Source organism: Polaromonas sp. P5_D5, assembly GCF_054049435.1.
The window spans coordinates 191,518-209,551 of the sequence record NZ_JBFUMJ010000002.1 but is presented as its reverse complement, the minus strand read 5'-3'; the positions used below and the strand labels follow the sequence as shown (position 1 = coordinate 209,551).

Sequence of the window (18,034 nt, the reverse complement as noted above, 5' to 3'; positions counted from 1 at the left end):
CTACAGCCGCAGCCCCCTTATTACGACATGCCGGGCTTGTCGGCCGGGCCCTGCGGCCTACAATGCAGGCATGAACCACGCTTTCCGCCCTCTTCTTGCCGCCGCGTTTGCGGTGCTGCCGCTGGCTGCGGCCATGGCTCAAGCGCCTGCACAAAACGCAGTGCCGCCCGTGACCGCGGAGGCCCCGGCGCCTGCAGGCCGGCCGGACAAGGCGATCCAGCGCATTCGCACTGAAGACGCGGGCAGCCGGATCGACGAACTCCGTGTGGGCGGCGAAACGCAGCAAATCCTGGTCCAGCCCAAAGTCGGCGGTGCGGCTTACGAAATCAAGCCCGCAGAAGGCGCCCGGGGCACCGCCCCCGCGTCGACCAACAACGACACCAACGGCTCACGCGTCTGGAACGTGCTGAAGTTCTGATTTTCGCAGCTCCACGTACTCCAAGAACTCCAGGATCCAGTTTCAGGCATGGCCGTATATACCGAAGTCTCGTTTGACGAGGCTGCAGCGTTCTTGAACGCCCTGAATCTGGGGCAGCTGCAAAATATCAAAGGTGCCGCAGGCGGCATCGAAAACACCAACTACTTTGTCGACACCGACCAGGGCCAGTATGTACTGACCCTGTTTGAGCGCCTGACATTCGAGCAGTTGCCGTTTTACCTGCACTTGATGAAGCACCTGGCGGCGCACGGTATTCCGGTGCCAGATCCGGCAGCCGACCCCAAAGGGAACATTCTTCACCGCCTGAAGGACAAACCGGCCTCCGTCGTCAACAAGCTGCGCGGCCACAGTGAGCTGGCACCTACTGCCGGCCACTGCGCAGGCGTCGGGGAAACACTGGCACGCATGCACCTCGCAGGCCTCGAATACCCGCGGCGCCAGCCCAACCTGCGGGGCCTGGCCTGGTGGAACGAGACCGTTCCGGTCGTGCTGCCCTACATAACACCCGAGCAGCGCAGCCTTATTTTGGGCGAGCTGGCCTACCAGAACCATGTAGCGGCTTCATCCGCCTTTGGCAGCCTGCCGCGCGGCGCCATACACGCCGACCTCTTTCGCGACAACGTGATGTTCGAAGACGGCAGGCTCACCGGTTTTTTTGATTTTTACTTCGCCGGCTGCGACACCTTCCTGTTCGACATTGGTGTATGCCTCAACGATTGGTGCATAGACCTGGAAACCGGTGCGCAGGACGAAACCCGTTCGGCGGCTTTCATGAAGGCTTACGAAAGCGTGCGTCACCTGACGCCGCAGGAGCGCAGGCTCCTGCCAGCCATGCAGCGCGCCGGAGCCCTGCGCTTTTGGCTATCGCGGCTGTGGGACTGGCATTTGCCCCGCGAAGCCGCAGTGCTCAAGCCGCACGACCCCAGCCATTTCGAGCGTGTCCTGCGCGAGCGGCTCACGCACCCATACGTCCTCTAGCCCAAGCCACCCCGCGGGCCTGATTGCCCTTCGGCCAAGGCCTGTGTGAGGGCCAGCGCCAAGCATCGCTGCTTTCAGGCAAACTGCCCTTCTGCAATCGCCCGGTTTCGTCCGGCTCTCTTTTCCCGCTGAAGACCATGAAACTTAATATTGTTCCCGCAAGCACCGGCATGACCTGGGTCAGGTTGGGCATCAAGACTTTCATGCAGCAGCCGCTGGCCATGTCGGGCCTGTTTTTCCTGTACCTGGCCGCAGTCACGGTGCTTTCCTTGCTGCCGTTTTTCGGACTGATCCTGGCGCTGATGATTGTTCCCGCTGCCATGCTGGGCCTGATGGCCGCCACACAGGAAGCCGTGAAGGGAAAATTTCCCATGCCCACGGTGCTCCTCAGCGCTTTTCGCGCGGGACGCGAGCGCTTGGGCGCGATGCTTGTCCTTGGCGCGATCTATGCGGCGTTCTGCGTGCTGATCAACTGGATCGTACCGATGCTGGTGGATCCCCCGGTTGCCGCCGACGCGAGCCGCGAGGCGATGATGACGCCGCAGTTCCAGCTGGCCATGGCCAAGAACATGTCGGTGTCCCTGCTGCTGTACCTGCCGGTGCTGCTGCTGTTCTGGCACGCACCCGCCCTGGTTCACTGGCACGGCATTTCTCCGGTCAAAAGCCTCTTTTTCAGCGTTGTCGCCTGCGTTCGCAACGCGGGGGCCTTCCTCATGTTCGGGCTGGGCTGGCTCGGCGTATCCATGGGCATGGCCATCGTGCTGAGCGTGCTTGCCGGCCTGACAGGCAGCGCCGAGTTCATGGCCGCGGCAATGATGCCCCTGGGCTTGCTCATTGCAGCCATGTTTTCCACCTCGATTTACTTCACGTTTCGTGATAGCTTCGTGGCCACGCTACCCGGTGACTCGCCGGACGGCGCCAATAACCCGGAAAACACCAACAACGACCCCGCTACCCCAGGAGATTCTTCATGACCCAGCACCAGCTGCAAGGCCGTACCGAACAGGAAATTTTGTGGTTTCAACGGCGTGACACGCTCAAGGCGGCAGCCGCCTGGGTGGCAATGGGGGGATTGCCGGCCGCTATGGCCCAGCAGCGAAGCAACATCGTCGAGCTCCGGGGCGATGCCCTGCTCAACGGCAACCGGCTGCAGACCGGCCAAACCATCCTCACCGGCGACCAGATACAGACGGGCCCGGGTTCCAACCTGATGTTTGTCATCGGCAACTCGGCATTCCAGGTGCGTGAGAACTCCATGATGAAGGTGGAACGCGGCAGCTCGCTCAGTACCGTGAGCCTGCTGCGCCTGCTCACGGGCGCCGTGGTCAGCGTCTGGGGCAAGGGCAGCAGCCGCGCCATTGTCCTGCCCACGCTGACGGCCGGCATACGCGGCACGGGCGTCTATGCCGAGGTCTTCGCCGACCAGGGCAACCGCAGCTATTTCTGCAACTGCTATGGTACGGTTGACATGGAGTCGAACGGGGAAAAGACCGTGTCACAGTCAAGTTACCACCAGTCATTCTGGGGCGAAGTGGAGCCCAAAAACGGCCGCCGCCTCACCCCCGCCAACGCGATCAATCACAGTGACGAGGAACTGGAATTCCTCGCCGGCCTGATCGATCAGCGGACCTCCTGGCAAATTGCAGGCAGGAAAGGCATCAAGGACGGTAGCGGAAAAATGACCTACTGATTCCGGCCGCGCCAGCGCTGCCTACAAGGCATCGCCGGATGCGTCTTGCAGCCGCCTGACCAATGCCACCAGTTGCGGCTGCACCTGCGTCATCAGGAAATGCGGCGAAAGATTGAACCCCGGGCCACCGCAGCTCACCACCATGACGGAGCGTCTGCCCGCAGGCCGGAATGCAGCAGCAATAGCGTTAACGTCCTTCTGCCAATCACCAAAAGAGGCGCAGCAGCCGTGATCGCGGTAATGCGCCAGCGCCAGCGCCATCACCTCGCGGGTTTTAGGCCACGCTTCCTCGTCCTGGACCCGAATACGCTCAAGCAGGGTCTCACGCTCCTTATCCGAACAGCCGCACAGGTAGGCTCGCCCCATCGCAGTGCTGGCCAGTGGAATGCGCGAACCCACGTCCAGGCTGAGCGTGAGCGCAGATTCGCTGCGGCAGTTTTCCACATAAATCATGCTCAGGCGATCGCGTATCCCCAACGACACCATGGCCTGCGAACTGTCGGCGAGATCCTGCATCAACGGCCTGGCGAGCTGCCGCATGTCCATGCGCGCCAGCATGGCGCTTCCCAGCGCCAGTACCGCACTACCCAGCCGATAACCGGCGCGGCCGCTGGCGTCCTGCGCATGCTCCAGGTAGCCGTGCTTGGTCAGCGTATAGGTCAAACGCGAAATCGTTGACTTGGGCAGGCCGCAACGGCGTGCCAGTTCCGTGTTGCCCAAGGACCGGTCTCGCGAGCGAAAAGCACTGAGCACATCCAGGCCGCGTGCCAATGCCGTCACAAAGTGCCGATCTTCCTTGGCATGAACAGGGCTGACCGCTCCGGGAGCCGGCCTGCCGGGAACAGGAGATTGAGACATTGCTAGTTCTGCATTGCGGAATAAAAAGTCCAGGGATTGTGGCACCCAGACAGCATTGCACTCATCACCCGAGGGAAATCCACTATCAAAAATGTATCTTAATGTTTCACAATTTGGATGAATGATCAAGCAAACAGTTCTGCAATGCAGAACAAGTAAGTAATCTTAATTAACCAGGAAGACTGATGGAAAACAAAAAAATACATCTCATGGCCAAAGCCATGAGCTTGGCCGCCCTGCTGTCGGTTGTCCTGTCCGGGCAGGCGGCGCCGGCACGCGAAGATCTGGTGATCGGGCAGGTGGCACCGCTGACGGGCACCATAGCCGGAACCGGTAACGAATACGTAGCCGGCGGTGCTGCATATTTCGCCTATGTCAACGACAACGGCGGCATTTATGGCCGCAAGATACGCGTCGCACTGAAGGATGACAGCTACAAACCGGACCAGACCTTGGCCCTGACGCGTCAACTTCTGGCAGAGGAAAAGCCTTTGGCCCTGTTCGGTTTTGTCGGAACCGGCAACGTGCTGGCCCTGAACAAGAACAAGGTGCTTGAGGAAGCGGGCATTGCCCTGCTGGCGCCCTACACGGGTGCTCAAGAGTTGCGCGACCCGGTGAACCCCCTGATTTTTCACATCCGGGCCAGCTACGCCGACGAAACTGCCCGCATGGTGGAACACCTGCACACCATTGGCCTGCGCCGCTTCGCGGTGATGTACCAAGACGACCCCTTCGGTAAAAGCGGCCTGGCAGGTGCGGAAAGCGCGCTGAAAAAACTGGGTATGACGGCCGTGGCCACGGGCAACTATGACCGCACCAAGCCCGAGGAAGTTGATGCAGCGGTCTCGGCCATCACCCCTGCCAATCCGGACGCCATCATCATGGTTTCAGTCAACCGTGCCTCCGCCGCTTTCATCAGGAAGATGCGGGCGCAAGGCAGCAAGGCTCGCCTGTTCAGTATCTCGGTGGTGAATTTCAAGGAACTGCTGAAAAATGCCGGAGAGGACAACGCCCGCGGTATCGGCATTTCCCAGGTCATGCCCTACCCTTATTCCACCCTGGCGCCGGTGGCCCGCGAGTTCCAGACCCTGATGGCCAAATACCAGCCGGACAAGGTGGTTTCTTATGCCAGCATGGAGTCCTTCATTGCGGCCAAGATTCTTGTTGAAGCCATGCGCCGCAGCGGCGCCGATCCAACGCGCCAGAAAATCATCACCCAGCTGGAGAAGATGAACAGCTACGACGCAGGAGGTTTCAAGGTCAGCTTTTCGCCGGAGAACCGTGTCGGCTCGAAGTTTGTTGAAGTGACCGTGATCGGCCGCGACGGCAGGTTGCTCAAGTAGCGCGGCGCACTTCGAGTATTTCGTACTCCATCGCTTCTTCGTAGGTCTTGGCGTCACTGAGCGCCAGGTGCAGCAATATCTTGGGCGCATGGGCCTTGATAACCCTGTGCATCAACACGCCGACGACGACCATCGGCAGGCCCACCCAGAGGTAGCCGTACATGGAAAGCACCACACCGATGCCCAGGAGGGGCAAGGAAATGCCGACCACAAAGAGCCGGTGCTTGACGTATTTTTGTGCACGCTCCGGATTCACGATCACGCGGAACCGGCCGTGCGGCAGGCCGGTGCGGAATTCCTGGTGCGGAACGTAAATCGCTGACGAGCCTTCAGGATTTTCAGTGCCTTCATTTTTTCCGGTCTCGATTCCGGTTTCGGAATTTGTCTCTGTCATTTTTTCCCGTCAGTTTGAATTCAACAAAATGCCGCGCGCGGCGCGGCAACTACACCACCGTCAATTTGGCCACGCTCAGGGCCAGCCACTTCACACCGTGCCGCGTGAAGTTGATCTGTGCGCGCGCATCGTCGCCGCTGCCCTCCAGCATCAGCACTTTTCCTTCGCCGAACTTGGCATGGAACACTTCCATGCCGCTTTTGAGCCCATGCGAAGGCGCATTCTTCTGAGGCGGCACGGGCGGGTTGGCAAAACGCTCTGCGCTGCCGGATTTTGAAGAAAAAACGCCGCTAGCCCAATCTCCACGTGCGCTACCAGCTCCTGAATTGCTAGCACCAGCCCATCCGCCGGAGCCCATGCCCGACGCAAAACCCTGGTTCTTCGGCGTGATCCACTTGAGTGCGGCTTCGGGCAACTCGTCAAAAAACCGGCTCTTGAGGTTGTAGCGCGTCTGGCCGTGCAGCATGCGGGTTTGCGAATGACTGAGATACAGGCGCTTGCGCGCGCGCGTGATCGCGACATACATCAGGCGGCGTTCCTCTTCCAGACCGTCGCGGTCGCTCATCGAGTTCTCGTGCGGAAAGATGCCGTCTTCCAGGCCGGTGATGAAGACGCAGTCAAACTCCAGCCCTTTGGACGAATGCACGGTCATGAGCTGCACCGCATCCTGCCCGGCCTGGGCCTGGTTGTCGCCCGACTCCAACGCGGCGTGCGTAAGAAAGGCCGCCAGGGGCGACAACGTCTCGCCGGTCTCGGTGTCAGGCGCCAGGGCCTCGGGCAAAGGCTCGCTGACAAGCGGCGCGGACGGGTCCAGCCCCTGGCTGGCCGGTGACTGCGTGAGCCGCGCGCCCAGTTCGTCAACCGGCAGCGCCACCGCATCGCGGCCAAAGCCTTCCTGGCTGACGAAAGACTCCGCAGCGTTGACCAGTTCGGCCAGATTCTCCAGCCGGTCCTGGCCTTCCTTTTCGGTTTTGTAGTGTTCTTCGAGGCCGCTGTGCTGCAGCACCAGCTCGATGATCTCCCGCAGCGTCAGCCCCGTGGTCTGCTCGCTCAGCACCTGGATCTTGGCGGCAAAGGCGCCGAGGTTCGCACCCGCCTTGCCCGGCACAGCGCTCACGCCGTCGTACAGCGAACAGCCGGCCGCACGCGAGATGTCCTGCAACTGCTCAATGCTGCGCGCGCCAATTCCGCGCGGCGGAAAATTGACGATACGCATGAAGCTGGTGTCGTCGTGTGGATTCTCCAGCAGGCGCAAGTAAGCCAGCGCATGCTTGATTTCAGCGCGCTCGAAAAAGCGCAGGCCGCCATAGACGCGGTAAGGCACACCGGCGTTGAAGAGCGCGGTTTCCATCACCCGGCTTTGCGCATTGCTGCGGTAAAGCAGCGCGATCTCCTTGCGCTCGGTGCCGTCACGTACCAGTTGCTTCACTTCATCCACAAACCACTGGGCCTCGGCAAAATCACTGGTCGACTCGTACACACGCACCGGCTCGCCCGGCCCCGCTTCGGTGCGCAGGTTTTTGCCCAGGCGTTTGCTGTTGTGGCTGATCAGCTCGTTGGCTGAATCAAGAATATTGCCGAAGCTGCGGTAGTTGCGCTCGAGTTTGATCTGATGTGTCACCTCGAACTCGCGCACAAAGTCAGCCATGTTGCCCACACGCGCGCCGCGAAAGGCATAGATGCTCTGGTCGTCATCACCCACCGCCACCACTGAGCCGCCCGGCATCGCGCCGGTGCCCTGGATCGCATCGGGCCCTTGCCCTGCCAGCATCTTGATCCACGCGTATTGCAGCTTGTTGGTATCCTGAAACTCGTCGATCAGGATGTGGCGAAAGCGCCGCTGGTAGTGCTCGCGCACCGGCGCGTTGTCACGCAGCAGTTCGTAGCTGCGCAGCATGAGTTCGCCGAAATCCACCACGCCTTCGCGCTGGCACTGCTCTTCATACAGGGCATAAATTTCGACCTTCTTGCGGCCTTCCTCATCGCGCACCTGCACGTCTTTGGCGCGCAGGCCGTCTTCCTTGTTGCCGGCAATAAACCACATCAGCTGCTTGGGCGGAAAACGTTCGTCGTCCACATTGAACTGCTTGCACAGGCGCTTGATGGCCGAAAGCTGGTCCTGTGTATCGAGGATCTGGAAACTCTGCGGCAGGTTGGCCAGCTTGTAGTGCGCGCGCAAAAAGCGGTTGCACAGGCCGTGGAAGGTGCCTATCCACATGCCGCGCACATTCACCGGCAGCATGGCCGACAGCCGCGCCATCATTTCCTTGGCGGCTTTATTGGTGAAGGTGACAGCCAGAATGCCGCCGGGCGACACCTGGCCGGTTTGCAGCAGCCAGGCGATGCGTGTGGTCAGCACACGGGTCTTGCCGGACCCGGCACCGGCCAGGATCAGCGCATGCGTATTGGGCAGCGTGACCGCTGCGAGTTGCTCCGGGTTAAGGTTTTGCAGCAGAGGGGAACTGGAGACTTCTGTGGGGACTTCTGGGAACATCCCCCATTGTAGAAAGAACACCGGCTCCGGCACTGTGCCGGGATGCTCCCCGTCCGCCCGAGGCAGATTTTTCTTCACCAGCCGGGGCCGCGGGTCTGGCTTTGCCAGCCCTCGGGGGCAGGGAGCTTGCGCGTTGTGAGCGACCGTGGGGGCTCTAGCTCCCGTCCGTCTTCAGGATGGTCTCGCCCTTGAGCGCTCCTACGTCGCGGATGGCCATGCGGTGGCGCTTCCAGCCGTCCCAGGTACGGCGGAAATTCGCCAGCGAAATACCGTAATAGATCGCCTTGAACATGCGCAGCCGTCCCCAGAACGGCGTCTTGCCGAAAATATCTCCCGCCAGAAGTGACAGCAGGGCTTCCTTGACGCGCAGCGGGTTGGCCGGGTGCATGAACATGTGCCGGATGGTCGGGTTGGTCACGCGGTAGATGAACCACGAATACTCGCTCGGGCCCTTGCGCATCATGGCTTCGAAGCTTTTGCGCACAGCGGGCAGGTCGGCCGGCTGGTCAAGCGCCGTTGCCACCAGCTCGGCACCGTCAAAAGCGCTGTGCATCGCAAGGTAAACACCTGACGAGAACATCGGGTCGATGAACGTGAATGCATCGCCCAGCATCAGGTAGCGGTCGCCGGTAGCGTGGGTGCTGCTGTACGAAAAATTACCGGTGGCATGCACGGCGTCATCGACCAGCGTGGCATTGGCAAGACGCCGTTTCAGCTCCGGCGCCAGGGCAATGGTGTCCATGAAGAACTCGCGCAGCGGCTTTTCGCGCGACTTCAGGTAATACGGCCAGCACACCGCGCCGACACTGGTGGTGCCGTCGGCCAACGGAATAAACCAGAACCAGCCGTGCGGAAACCAGCAGATGCTGATATTGCCTTCGCGCTTTCCCTGCAGCCGCTCGACATTCGTGAAATGGCCAAACAGCGCCGTACTGTTGTGTTCCTTGCTCTTGGCTTTGGAGCGCAGCTTGTTCGCCAGCAGCGTGTCGCGCCCGGAAGCGTCCACCACGAAGCGGGCCCGCCAGCTGCGCTTCGCGCCGCCCTCCAGCTCCGCCTGAACGGTGGCGCCTTCCGCGTCAAACACCACATCGCGCACGGTGCAGCCTTCGAGCGTTTTTGCCCCACGCGTCGCCGCGTTGCGAAACAACAGTTCGTCGAGATCAGAGCGCCGCACCTGCCAGGCCGAAGGCATCGATTTGTCCCAGGCGTCGGCGAATTCGATGTAACTGCAGTGCGCGTGTTCGGGTGAAACAAACTCGATGCCCCATTTGGGCATGCCGATGCGGTCAACCTGGTCGCGCACCCCCAGGCGTTCGAAAAGCTCCACATTGGCCGGAAGCAGCGATTCACCGATGTGGAACCGCGGGTGGTGCGCTTTTTCGAGCAGCACCACGTCGCGCCCCTGGGCGGCCAGCAAGGCTGCAATGGTGGAGCCGGCCGGGCCGCCGCCCACAATCAGTACGTCACAGGTGGAAGTAGATGCAGAAGCGGGGATTTCGTTCATGGCAGGCATTGGCTATGGGTTCGCGCAACGGCATGTCAGGCACGCCGCTGCAATTGTGAAAGACTGCGCGCAGGGTAACACCGCTCGCGCCGCGCGTTCAACTTTGCCTCTTTTGAAATTGTATGGTTCAGTTTCTTCTGCACCCGCCGGGTATACGCCGGACTGCGACCGGGAAACCCGTAAATCCCCGCCCGGCCGCAGCTTCTGCGAACATAGCCATATTTGGGGTTTTCATGACTACAGGTTTGGGCCCATCAGGGCCTGCTTGGCTGGCCGCCAGCCTTTTGGCGGTGGGCCTCGGTTTTGCCGGCATGGCGCGTGCGCAGTCGTCCTGCTCCAGCGACGGCCAGGGCCGGCCGGTGATGCTGCTTGAGCGTTTTATCAATGCCAACTGCGACACCTGCTGGGCCGACCCGGCCACTCCGCAAGCCACGGCCGGCCAGGTTGCGCTGGATTGGGTAGTTCCGGGCGACAAGGGCAGCGACGCCCCGCTGTCCGCCGTCGCCGCAAGCGAAGGATTGCAACGGCTGGAGGCGCTGCGCCAGGCCGTGCCCGCACAGAGCCTGGCCACCACCTCGCCCATCAAAGCCATCAAGGGCGCCACCCTGCGTGTCGCGCATGGTCTGCCGCTCAGCGGCTACCTGGGCGCTTCCATCGAGCTCAAGCCCATCCCGGCCGCCGCAAAGGGCCGCCAATGGACAGCCTGGCTTGCCCTGGTCGAAACCTTGCCGGCCGGCACCGAAGGTTCCCCGGTCGAGCGGAATTTGATTCGAAACGTGCTCCAGACCAATTGGAACGGGCGCAAGCAGCTATCAAAAACAGAGCAAAACCGGTTCTTTGATGCACGCTCCATGAGCATTGCAGAGGGCGCCAACCCGGACCGTATGCGCGTGGTGGGCTGGGTGGAAAACGAAAAAGGCCTGGTGGTGGCCGCGGCGCAGTCGCGCTGCGTGCCTTAAAAATATTTGGCGTCATTTAACCCCTTTGTGTTGCGCGCGCCGTTTCACGGTGCATCGCCAACAACAAAAGGGGTTTTCATGCCAAACGGCTTTCACGTCTTTCGCGGGTTCACCCGGCTGACTGCCGCCCGCATCCTTCAGGCCGCCGCCGCAGCCTGCTTCAGCCTGCAGGCGCTGGCGCTCAGCCCGATGCCGCAGCCTTTCCCCAACGGAAAGTTCGCGCCGCCGCCCGACTGGCGGCCGCCGGTCATCGCTGTGAACCATGCAGGCCAGCCCATCCAGCTGCGGGCCGTTTCCATCGAAGTCGATCTGTTCGGCGACCAGGCCCGCACCAGCGTCGAGCTGCGCCTTTTCAACCCCAACCCCCGCGTGCTCGAAGGCGAGCTGCAGTTCCCACTGCAGGAGGGCCAGGTCGTGACCGGCTTCGCGCTGGATATCAACGGCCAATTGCGCGACGCAGTACCTGTACCCAAGGCCAAAGGACAGGAGATCTTTGAAGACATACGCCGCCGGCGCGTAGACCCGGGCCTGCTGGAAGCCGCCGCCGGCAACCAGTACAAGCTGCGCGTTTATCCCATCCCGGCCCAGGGGGAGCGCCGCGTGCTCATCACATTCAACGAGACCCTGCCGCGCCAGCGCGATGCGGGTGTACTGAGGGTGCCGCTGGTGTTCGCGTCAAGCGTGGGCCAATTGCAGGTGAAGGTGCGCGCCCATGGCGCAGCCCACCGGGACGTGGAACTGCTGCAGGCGCCCGCCGGCACCGAGCTGAACGCCAGCGCCACCGGCACAGAACTGGCCCTGCAAAAAACGCACTGGCAGGCGCCCCAGGGCCCTGCGGGCTGGCTTCAGGTGGCGCTGCGCCGCACCGGCAAGCCGCAGGTCATGGTCGGTGAATCTGCCGGCAAGCCGTTCTTTGCCGGGCAACTCGACGTGCGCGATGAGCTGGTGAGACGGCCCGCCCCTGCACACATCGCGCTGGTGTGGGACGCATCGGCTTCGGCCGCCGCGCAGGCCCGGGTGCTGCCGGTGCTGGAGGCTTACTTCCGCAAGCTGGGCAAGCCCGTCAAGCTCAGCCTGCTCGTGGTGCGTAACAAGGCCGAGGCTGTGCGCAGCTTCACCGTCACGCCGGGCCGCTTCGGTGAACTGGCCGATGCATTGCGCGCAGAGCCCTTCGACGGCTCCAGCAATTTTGACGACCTGCCCATTCCCGCCGACGTGGACACCACCCTGATGGTGACCGACGGCCTGATGACGGACGGTAAAAAACTCATTCGCTACACCCACACGGCACCGGTGATGGTGATCAACGGCGCAGCCTCCGCCGACATGGCGCGCCTGGCCAGGCTGGCCGACCGCACCGGCGGTGCGCTGGTCGATGCTGCGCTGCAATCGCCCGAAGAGGGCGCGCAAGCCATGCTGATGCACGGCTGGCGCATTGAGAAGCTGGACAGCCTGTCCGCGCGGCAACTCGTGACGCCGACAACGCGGATCAGCCAGGGCCGCGTCTCGGTGGCCGGCGAGCTGCTGGACAGCACCGCCCGCATCGACATCACGCTGGCGCACCCGGACGGCCGCAAGCGCACACTGGCGCTGCAGGTCAGCGCCAAGCCGGTCAGCGGCCACTGGCCCGGCCAGCAGTGGGCCCAATGGCGCAGCGCCGAGCTGGCTGAAAATGCCGGCCTGCACAGCGCAGAACTTCAGCGCATCGCGGCGGCGCACGGCGTCGTGGGCCCCAACAGCTCGCTGATCGTGCTGGAGCTGGCCACCGACTATGCACGCTACAACCTCCCTGCCCCGCCCGAGCTGGCGGATGAAGTGGCGCGGCTGGGCCAGCAACAACTCGCACAGGCCGCGCAGACGCGGCAGGCACACATTGAGGCCATGGTGAGGCAGTTTGACGAGAAGCAGCGCTGGTGGGGCAGGGACTTTCCCAAGGAAGCACCCAAACATGCGGAGCCCAAGGCCGAGAAGCACATCAGCCAGGGCGGCCTCGGCAGTCTGGCCGGCACAGCGCGCTCACGCGAGCAGGCCCAGGGCGCACCCGCAGCACCACTTTCCTTCGCCCCTGCGGCCCCTGCCGCTGCAGCCCCCGCAGCCGCACCGGCCGTGATGGCCGAAGCACGCTCCGACGTCATGGACAAACGCAGTGCCAAGGCGGTTGCCGCCGCGCCCGTAGCCACCATCGCGCTGCAGGCCTGGGTGCCCGACGCGCCCTACATGAAGCGCCTGCAGAATGCCGGCAAGGACGAGCTCTACCGCGTCTATCTCGACGAACGCGCCGCCTACCTCAGCAGCAGCTCTTTCTACATGGATGCAGCGGGCGTGTTCTTTGACCGCGGCCTGCCGGAGCTGGGGCTGCGCGCGCTCTCCAACCTGGCGGAGATGAACCTGGAAAACCGCCAGTTGCTGCGCCTTTATGCCTATCGCCTGGTGCAGGCGCGCCGCAACGACCTGGCCGTGCCGGTGTTCGAGCGCATCAGCGAACTGGCGCCCAACGAGCCGCAATCCTGGCGCGACCTGGGCCTGGCGCTGGCCGAGAGCGGCCAGCCGCAGCGCGCCGTCAACGCCTTGTGGGAAGTGGTGTCGCAGCCCTGGAACGGCCGCTTCGCCGGCATCAACATGATTGCGCTGGCTGAACTCAACGCGATTGCCGCCCAGTCCGTCGCCAGCGGCCAGCCGGCGCTGGACATGAGCCTTGTCGACACGCGCCTGCGCCGCAACCTGCCGCTGGCCCTGCGCGTGGTCATGGCCTGGGATACCGACGACACGGACATCGATATGTGGGTGAGCGACCCGAACGGTGAAAGGGCCAGCTATGCCAACCGGCTGACCCATCAGGGCGGCGCGATGAGCCCCGACGCCAGGGGCGGTTACGGGCCGGAGGAGTTTTCGCTAAAGACCGCCAAAACCGGCAAGTACACCGTGCAAGCGCAGTTCTACGGACATCGTCAGCAGGTGCTGTCGGCTGGCACCACGGTGATGGTGCGCGTTACCACCGGGTTCGGCACGCCGCAGGCACGTGATGAGTGGACGACCTTGCGCCTGGCGCGCGGCCAGGAAACCGTGCGCGTGGCCGAGGTCGAAGTGCGCTGACGCCTGGCGCCTCAAGCCCAGGCTATCAAGATGCCACTATGCATATAAAGGCTATACCGCTTTGCGGGGTAACGCCCGCTTGAGAGGCGCATAAAATCAATCACCGGGCCCAAGCAATTGCGCCCGGTTTTTTGTTTCAGCCTTGCCCACGCAAGCGCCTGCCAGCAAGCCGGTCCAGTCCAAGCGCCTTCTGTTCTTCAACAGTTTTTTCAAAGGCTTGGGAATCATGGAAATCTTCGACTACGACAACATTCTGCTGCTGCCGCGCAAATGCCGCGTGGAAAGCCGTTCTGAGTGCGACGCCAGCGCGACGCTGGGCGGCCGCAGCTTTCGCATCCCGGTGGTGCCGGCCAACATGAAGACGGTCATCAATGAGGAGATCTGCGCCTGGATGGCAAAGAATGGCTACTTCTACGTGATGCACCGCTTCGACCTGGACAACGTGCAGTTCGTGAAAGACATGAAAGCCCGCGACGCCTACGCCTCGATATCCCTGGGCGTGAAAAAACCAGACTACGACACGGTGGACCGCCTGGCCGCCGAGGGCCTGGTGCCCGACTACATCACCATCGACATCGCGCACGGCCATGCCGACACGGTGCAGAAGATGATCGCCTACCTCAAGCAGAAGCTGCCTGCGTCCTTCGTGATCGCCGGCAACGTGGGCACGCCCGAAGCGGTGATCGATCTGGAAAACTGGGGTGCCGACGCGACCAAGGTCGGCATCGGCCCCGGCAAGGTCTGCATCACCAAGATGAAAACCGGTTTCGGCACCGGCGGCTGGCAACTGTCGGCGCTCAAGTGGTGTGCTCGCGTGGCGACCAAACCCATCATTGCCGACGGTGGCATTCGCGAGCACGGCGACATCGCCAAGTCGGTGCGCTTTGGCGCGACCATGGTGATGATCGGCTCCATGCTGGCGGGCCTGGAAGAAAGCCCGGGCAAGACCGTCGAAGTGGACGGCAAGCTCTTTAAGGAATACTACGGCAGCGCCTCGGACTTCAACAAGGGCGAGTACAAGCACGTCGAAGGCAAGCGCATCCTGGAGCCGGTCAAGGGCACGCTGGCCGATACCTTGCGCGAGATGGAAGAAGACATCCAGAGCTCCATCAGCTACGCCGGCGGCACGAAGCTGCTGGACATCCGCAAGGTCAACTATGTGACCCTGGGCGGCGACAACGCGGGTGAACACCTGCTGATGTAGGTCGACGGTAACAAATAGTAGCGAGGCCGGCTCCGGCGACAATAAGCGTTGTTCCTGAAGAGACCCACTCCCCTTGCCCACCGCAGCCATTGAAGTACGCCGGCCCTATTCCGGCGAAGAAGAAGCAGCCCTCATGGACGCCGTCCAGGAGGCGTTGACCTCTGCGCTGAAGGTGCCGCTCTGGACGACCTCCATCCGGCTGGTTGTCCATGAGCCGCAGCGCTTTCGTGCGCCGCCCGACAAAGGCGACCGCTACACGCTGGTGACGATCGACTGTTTCGTCGGGCGATCCCTGGAAACAAAACGCGCCCTGTACCAGGCCATCGTGCAAAAACTCGGGCTGTGCGGCATTCCCGCAGACCACGTGAAAGTGCTGCTGCGTGAGGCGTCACGCGAAAACTGGGCGATCCGGGGCGGCCTGCCGGCGTCCGACGTGGTGCTGGAGTACGACGTCGATATCTAGGACCGGCTACCCGCCAGCAGTTGCAATGCAAGCTGGTGCAGGCGGTGAGACGGCTCCGTCAGCGCCTCCAGGATGCTGAAATGGTTTCGCCCCAGATGGGATTCGCAAACCGGCACCACCCCGGCGCCCCAGGCTTGCTGGATCGACACGTTCTGGCGCAGAAACTCCGCGCTTTCGTCGGCACCCGCCACGCTGTACAAGGTACCGCGGCCCGGCGCCGGCAGCAGGGCCGGGCTGGCCTTGAGCACCTGTTCAGGCGTGAGTTTCAGCGAATCCTTCAGGAAAGGGGTGTGGCGCATGGGTTCAAGGTCGTACAGGCCTGAAATCGACAGGGCATTTTTCAAAAGGTCTGCCGGCAGGTCGCGGGCATAGGCCTGCCAGTCGCACGCCATCAACATGGCAGCCAGGTGTCCGCCGGCTGAATGGCCTACCACCGTGATGCGGGACGGATCCCCGCCGTAGCGGGCAATGTGGCGCCAGGTCCAGGCCAGCGCCGCCACCATCTGCATCGTGATCTGGGGAATGGTCACCGCGGGGCACAGCGCATAGTTCGGCACCACGACGCAGGTGCCGGCCTGCGTAAAGGCCGGCGCCACAAAGGAATGGTCGGCCTTGTCGAGAGACCGCCAGTACCCGCCGTGAATGAACACCAGCACCGGCGCACCGGCCTGGCCCTGGGTGCCGCCATGGGTGGCGAAATCACCCGCCGGAAACACGTCGAGCATTTCACCCGCATGGTTGCCATAGGGAATATCGATCTGGCAGGGCACGCGCTTGCGAATGGCTTGCGAGCTGTCAGCCCAGCGCGTGAAATACACCCCGTGGTCCGGCACGAGAGCCCGGTTGTTGTACATGCGGTCAAGCCAGGCGGGATCGGGCTGGGTCATTGTTCTTCTCCTCAAAGTGTCAAAACGGCTTCAATGGGTGCCATCTTGGCACAGCCCGGCCGCCCGCAGCCATTTACGGGTAAACCCGAAATTTCAGGTCTTCGATCACAGTGTATTCTGTATACAGAGTACGAATATGACGCAACAACTGATCAAAATCGAATCCACGCCCGACCTCGTCGACCAGGTCTACCGCAGCCTGCTGGACGCCATCAGCGAAGGCTCGCTGGCACCGGGTGCGCGCATCATGCAGGAAGACATTGCCGAGCAACTCGCGGTGTCGCGACAACCGGTACTGCAGGCTTTGCGCCTTTTGAAGAAGGACGGCTTTGTACTGGACGCCCCGGGGCGCGGCGTGCTGGTGGCGCCACTGGACGTGGCCTGGCTGGTACAGATCTACCAGGTGCGCAGTGCACTCGATGCGCTGGCCGCCCGGCTGGCCGCGCAAGGCCGCTGCCGGCTCGACCCGCAACTGATCAGCCAGGGCCGCAAGGCCGCGCGGGGCGGCGACGTCAAGGCCATGATGGCGGCCGACGCGCAATTTCACGCGGCCATTTACGCCGCCTCGGGCAACCCGTTGATCGCCCAGAGCGCGCAGCTGCACTGGCACCACATCCGCCGCGCCATGGGTGCTGTGCTGCAGGTATCAACCATGCGCGAATCGATCTGGGATGAGCACGAAGCCATTGCCGAGGCCATCGCGGCCGGTGATGAAACCCAGGCCGAAGCGCTGATCCGCGAGCATGGCGAGGAAGCGGGCCACAACCTGGCAAACCTGCTGTCCAGCGCACTCAGCCAAACCGGCGCTCGCGCAGCGCCCTGACACCCGACAACACACACCAGGAGACATGCGATGAAACTGACCCCGGAGCAACTTGCGCAATTCGACCGCGACGGCTACCTGTTTTTCCCCGGCCTCTTCACACCCGAAGAAACCCGGGCGCTCAACGATGCCGTGCCCGAGCTCTACAGCCGGCGCGAAGACTACAACGTGCGCGAAAAGGGCAAGGACTCGGTGCGTACCAACTTCGCCGCGCACATGTACAGCGAACCTTTCGCGCGGCTCGCGCGGCACCCGCGCATGATCGAGCCGGTGGAAGATCTGCTGGGCGAGAAGCTCTACATGCACCAGTTCAAGATCAACGGCAAGATGGCTTTTGAAGGCGACGTGTGGCAGTGGCACCAGGACTACGGCACCTGGCTCAACGACGACATGATGCCGACCGAGCGCGCGATGAACGTGGCCATCTTCATGGACGACGTGACCGAGCACAACGGCCCGCTGATGTTCATCCCCGGCAGCCACAAAAAGGGCGTGGTCGATGCCAAACACGACCTCACCACCACCAGCTACCCGCTCTGGACGGTGGACAACGATTTGATCCGCCAGCTGGTGCAGCGCGCCGGTGGAAAGCAAGGCGGCATCGTCAGCCCCAAGGGCCCGGCCGGCTCGATGATCCTTTTTCACTCCTGCCTGGTGCACGCCTCAGGCAGCAACCTTTCGCCCTTCAACCGGGTAAGCGTTTACCTGAGCCTGTGCGCCATCAGCAACCACATCCGCCGCCACAAGCGCCCCGAATACATCGCGCACCGCGACTTCACGCCGATCGAATGCCTGCCCGACGACTGCCTGCTCAAAGACTACCCGGTGGATCTGCCGTGGAAGGACGGCGTGCCGGCGAGCGCGCTGCAAACCTCGATGGAAGAACTGAAATTGGCTGCGTAACC

16 protein-coding genes are annotated in these 18,034 nt (G+C 62.7%); 11 read left to right on the top strand and 5 right to left on the bottom strand.

Annotated features, from left to right (window positions below):
• Nucleotides 1-70: 70 nt before the first annotated feature.
• From ACXJKE_RS07665 to ACXJKE_RS07650, 4 genes are all read left to right on the top strand, one after another.
• Nucleotides 71-418 carry a hypothetical protein gene (locus ACXJKE_RS07665; protein ID WP_457279994.1) on the top strand — a complete coding sequence of 116 codons (348 nt, stop codon included), beginning with the start codon at nt 71-73 and terminating at the stop codon, nt 416-418.
• 48 nt (nt 419-466) lie between these two features.
• The gene (locus ACXJKE_RS07660; protein WP_457279993.1) at nt 467-1,417 is read left to right on the top strand and encodes a homoserine kinase; all 951 of its coding nucleotides are present in this window, start codon (nt 467-469) and stop codon (nt 1,415-1,417) included.
• Between the two features lie 137 nt (nt 1,418-1,554).
• Nucleotides 1,555-2,391: a BPSS1780 family membrane protein gene (locus ACXJKE_RS07655; protein WP_457279992.1), complete on the top strand. Its 837-nt coding sequence runs from the start codon at nt 1,555-1,557 to the stop codon at nt 2,389-2,391.
• Complete coding sequence (locus ACXJKE_RS07650; RefSeq protein ID WP_457279991.1) at nt 2,388-3,107, top strand: iron dicitrate transport regulator FecR; 720 nt, start codon at nt 2,388-2,390, stop codon at nt 3,105-3,107. The genes ACXJKE_RS07655 and ACXJKE_RS07650 overlap by 4 nt, the downstream gene beginning before the upstream one ends.
• Nucleotides 3,108-3,128: 21 nt before the next feature.
• On the opposite strand, the gene ACXJKE_RS07645 is transcribed toward ACXJKE_RS07650, so the two are convergent.
• Nucleotides 3,129-3,965: an IclR family transcriptional regulator gene (locus ACXJKE_RS07645; protein ID WP_457279990.1), complete on the bottom strand. Its 837-nt coding sequence runs from the start codon at nt 3,963-3,965 to the stop codon at nt 3,129-3,131.
• A 185-nt stretch (nt 3,966-4,150) separates the two neighbouring features.
• Between ACXJKE_RS07645 and ACXJKE_RS07640 the strand changes: the two genes are divergently transcribed.
• Nucleotides 4,151-5,308: an ABC transporter substrate-binding protein gene (locus tag ACXJKE_RS07640; RefSeq protein ID WP_457279989.1), complete on the top strand. Its 1,158-nt coding sequence runs from the start codon at nt 4,151-4,153 to the stop codon at nt 5,306-5,308.
• Here the strand turns inward: ACXJKE_RS07640 and ACXJKE_RS07635 are convergent.
• The 3 genes from ACXJKE_RS07635 to ACXJKE_RS07625 form a co-directional block, all read right to left on the bottom strand.
• Nucleotides 5,301-5,702, bottom strand: a complete 402-nt coding sequence (locus ACXJKE_RS07635; RefSeq protein WP_457279988.1) for a hypothetical protein — start codon at nt 5,700-5,702, stop codon at nt 5,301-5,303. The two genes, ACXJKE_RS07640 and ACXJKE_RS07635, sit on opposite strands and share 8 nt — an antisense overlap.
• Before the next feature lie 49 nt (nt 5,703-5,751).
• Nucleotides 5,752-8,196 (bottom strand): UvrD-helicase domain-containing protein, encoded by a 2,445-nt coding sequence (locus ACXJKE_RS07630; RefSeq protein ID WP_457279987.1) that lies wholly within the window; start codon nt 8,194-8,196, stop codon nt 5,752-5,754.
• Between the two features lie 154 nt (nt 8,197-8,350).
• The gene (locus ACXJKE_RS07625; RefSeq protein WP_457279986.1) at nt 8,351-9,700 is read right to left on the bottom strand and encodes an NAD(P)/FAD-dependent oxidoreductase; all 1,350 of its coding nucleotides are present in this window, start codon (nt 9,698-9,700) and stop codon (nt 8,351-8,353) included.
• A 233-nt stretch (nt 9,701-9,933) separates the two neighbouring features.
• Between ACXJKE_RS07625 and ACXJKE_RS07620 the strand changes: the two genes are divergently transcribed.
• From ACXJKE_RS07620 to ACXJKE_RS07605, 4 genes are all read left to right on the top strand, one after another.
• Nucleotides 9,934-10,659, top strand: a complete 726-nt coding sequence (locus ACXJKE_RS07620; protein ID WP_457279985.1) for a hypothetical protein — start codon at nt 9,934-9,936, stop codon at nt 10,657-10,659.
• Nucleotides 10,660-10,737: 78 nt separating this feature from the next.
• Nucleotides 10,738-13,752, top strand: coding sequence for a VIT domain-containing protein (locus ACXJKE_RS07615; RefSeq protein WP_457279984.1), 3,015 nt, complete (start codon nt 10,738-10,740; stop codon nt 13,750-13,752).
• Nucleotides 13,753-13,978: 226 nt separating this feature from the next.
• Nucleotides 13,979-14,956, top strand: a complete 978-nt coding sequence (locus ACXJKE_RS07610; RefSeq protein ID WP_457279983.1) for a GMP reductase — start codon at nt 13,979-13,981, stop codon at nt 14,954-14,956.
• Between the two features lie 73 nt (nt 14,957-15,029).
• On the top strand, nt 15,030-15,419 hold the full coding sequence (locus ACXJKE_RS07605; protein WP_457279982.1) for a tautomerase family protein: 390 nt from the start codon (nt 15,030-15,032) through the stop codon (nt 15,417-15,419).
• Here ACXJKE_RS07605 and ACXJKE_RS07600 read toward each other — a convergent pair.
• Nucleotides 15,416-16,306, bottom strand: a complete 891-nt coding sequence (locus ACXJKE_RS07600) for an alpha/beta hydrolase (RefSeq protein ID WP_457279981.1) — start codon at nt 16,304-16,306, stop codon at nt 15,416-15,418. The genes ACXJKE_RS07605 and ACXJKE_RS07600 overlap by 4 nt on opposite strands.
• 136 nt (nt 16,307-16,442) lie before the next feature.
• On the opposite strand from ACXJKE_RS07600, the gene ACXJKE_RS07595 reads away from it, so the two are divergent.
• Complete coding sequence (locus ACXJKE_RS07595; RefSeq protein ID WP_457279980.1) at nt 16,443-17,129, top strand: GntR family transcriptional regulator; 687 nt, start codon at nt 16,443-16,445, stop codon at nt 17,127-17,129.
• 30 nt (nt 17,130-17,159) lie between these two features.
• Nucleotides 17,160-18,032 (top strand): phytanoyl-CoA dioxygenase family protein, encoded by an 873-nt coding sequence (locus ACXJKE_RS07590; protein ID WP_457279979.1) that lies wholly within the window; start codon nt 17,160-17,162, stop codon nt 18,030-18,032.
• The last annotated feature ends 2 nt before the right edge of the window (nt 18,033-18,034 follow it).

Bases quoted from the DNA above. Each gene is read 5' to 3' on its own strand.
- ACXJKE_RS07590 (WP_457279979.1), top strand. From the start codon at position 17,160: ATGAAACTGACCCCGGAGCAACTTGCGCAATTCGACCGCGACGGCTAC.
- ACXJKE_RS07630 (WP_457279987.1), bottom strand. From the start codon at position 8,196: ATGTTCCCAGAAGTCCCCACAGAAGTCTCCAGTTCCCCTCTGCTGCAA.
- ACXJKE_RS07650 (WP_457279991.1), top strand. From the start codon at position 2,388: ATGACCCAGCACCAGCTGCAAGGCCGTACCGAACAGGAAATTTTGTGG.
- ACXJKE_RS07595 (WP_457279980.1), top strand. From the start codon at position 16,443: ATGACGCAACAACTGATCAAAATCGAATCCACGCCCGACCTCGTCGAC.
- ACXJKE_RS07660 (WP_457279993.1), top strand. From the start codon at position 467: ATGGCCGTATATACCGAAGTCTCGTTTGACGAGGCTGCAGCGTTCTTG.
- ACXJKE_RS07645 (WP_457279990.1), bottom strand. From the start codon at position 3,965: ATGTCTCAATCTCCTGTTCCCGGCAGGCCGGCTCCCGGAGCGGTCAGC.
- ACXJKE_RS07635 (WP_457279988.1), bottom strand. From the start codon at position 5,702: ATGACAGAGACAAATTCCGAAACCGGAATCGAGACCGGAAAAAATGAA.
- ACXJKE_RS07620 (WP_457279985.1), top strand. From the start codon at position 9,934: ATGACTACAGGTTTGGGCCCATCAGGGCCTGCTTGGCTGGCCGCCAGC.
- ACXJKE_RS07610 (WP_457279983.1), top strand. From the start codon at position 13,979: ATGGAAATCTTCGACTACGACAACATTCTGCTGCTGCCGCGCAAATGC.
- ACXJKE_RS07665 (WP_457279994.1), top strand. From the start codon at position 71: ATGAACCACGCTTTCCGCCCTCTTCTTGCCGCCGCGTTTGCGGTGCTG.
- ACXJKE_RS07625 (WP_457279986.1), bottom strand. From the start codon at position 9,700: ATGAACGAAATCCCCGCTTCTGCATCTACTTCCACCTGTGACGTACTG.
- ACXJKE_RS07640 (WP_457279989.1), top strand. From the start codon at position 4,151: ATGGAAAACAAAAAAATACATCTCATGGCCAAAGCCATGAGCTTGGCC.
- ACXJKE_RS07600 (WP_457279981.1), bottom strand. From the start codon at position 16,306: ATGACCCAGCCCGATCCCGCCTGGCTTGACCGCATGTACAACAACCGG.
- ACXJKE_RS07655 (WP_457279992.1), top strand. From the start codon at position 1,555: ATGAAACTTAATATTGTTCCCGCAAGCACCGGCATGACCTGGGTCAGG.
- ACXJKE_RS07615 (WP_457279984.1), top strand. From the start codon at position 10,738: ATGCCAAACGGCTTTCACGTCTTTCGCGGGTTCACCCGGCTGACTGCC.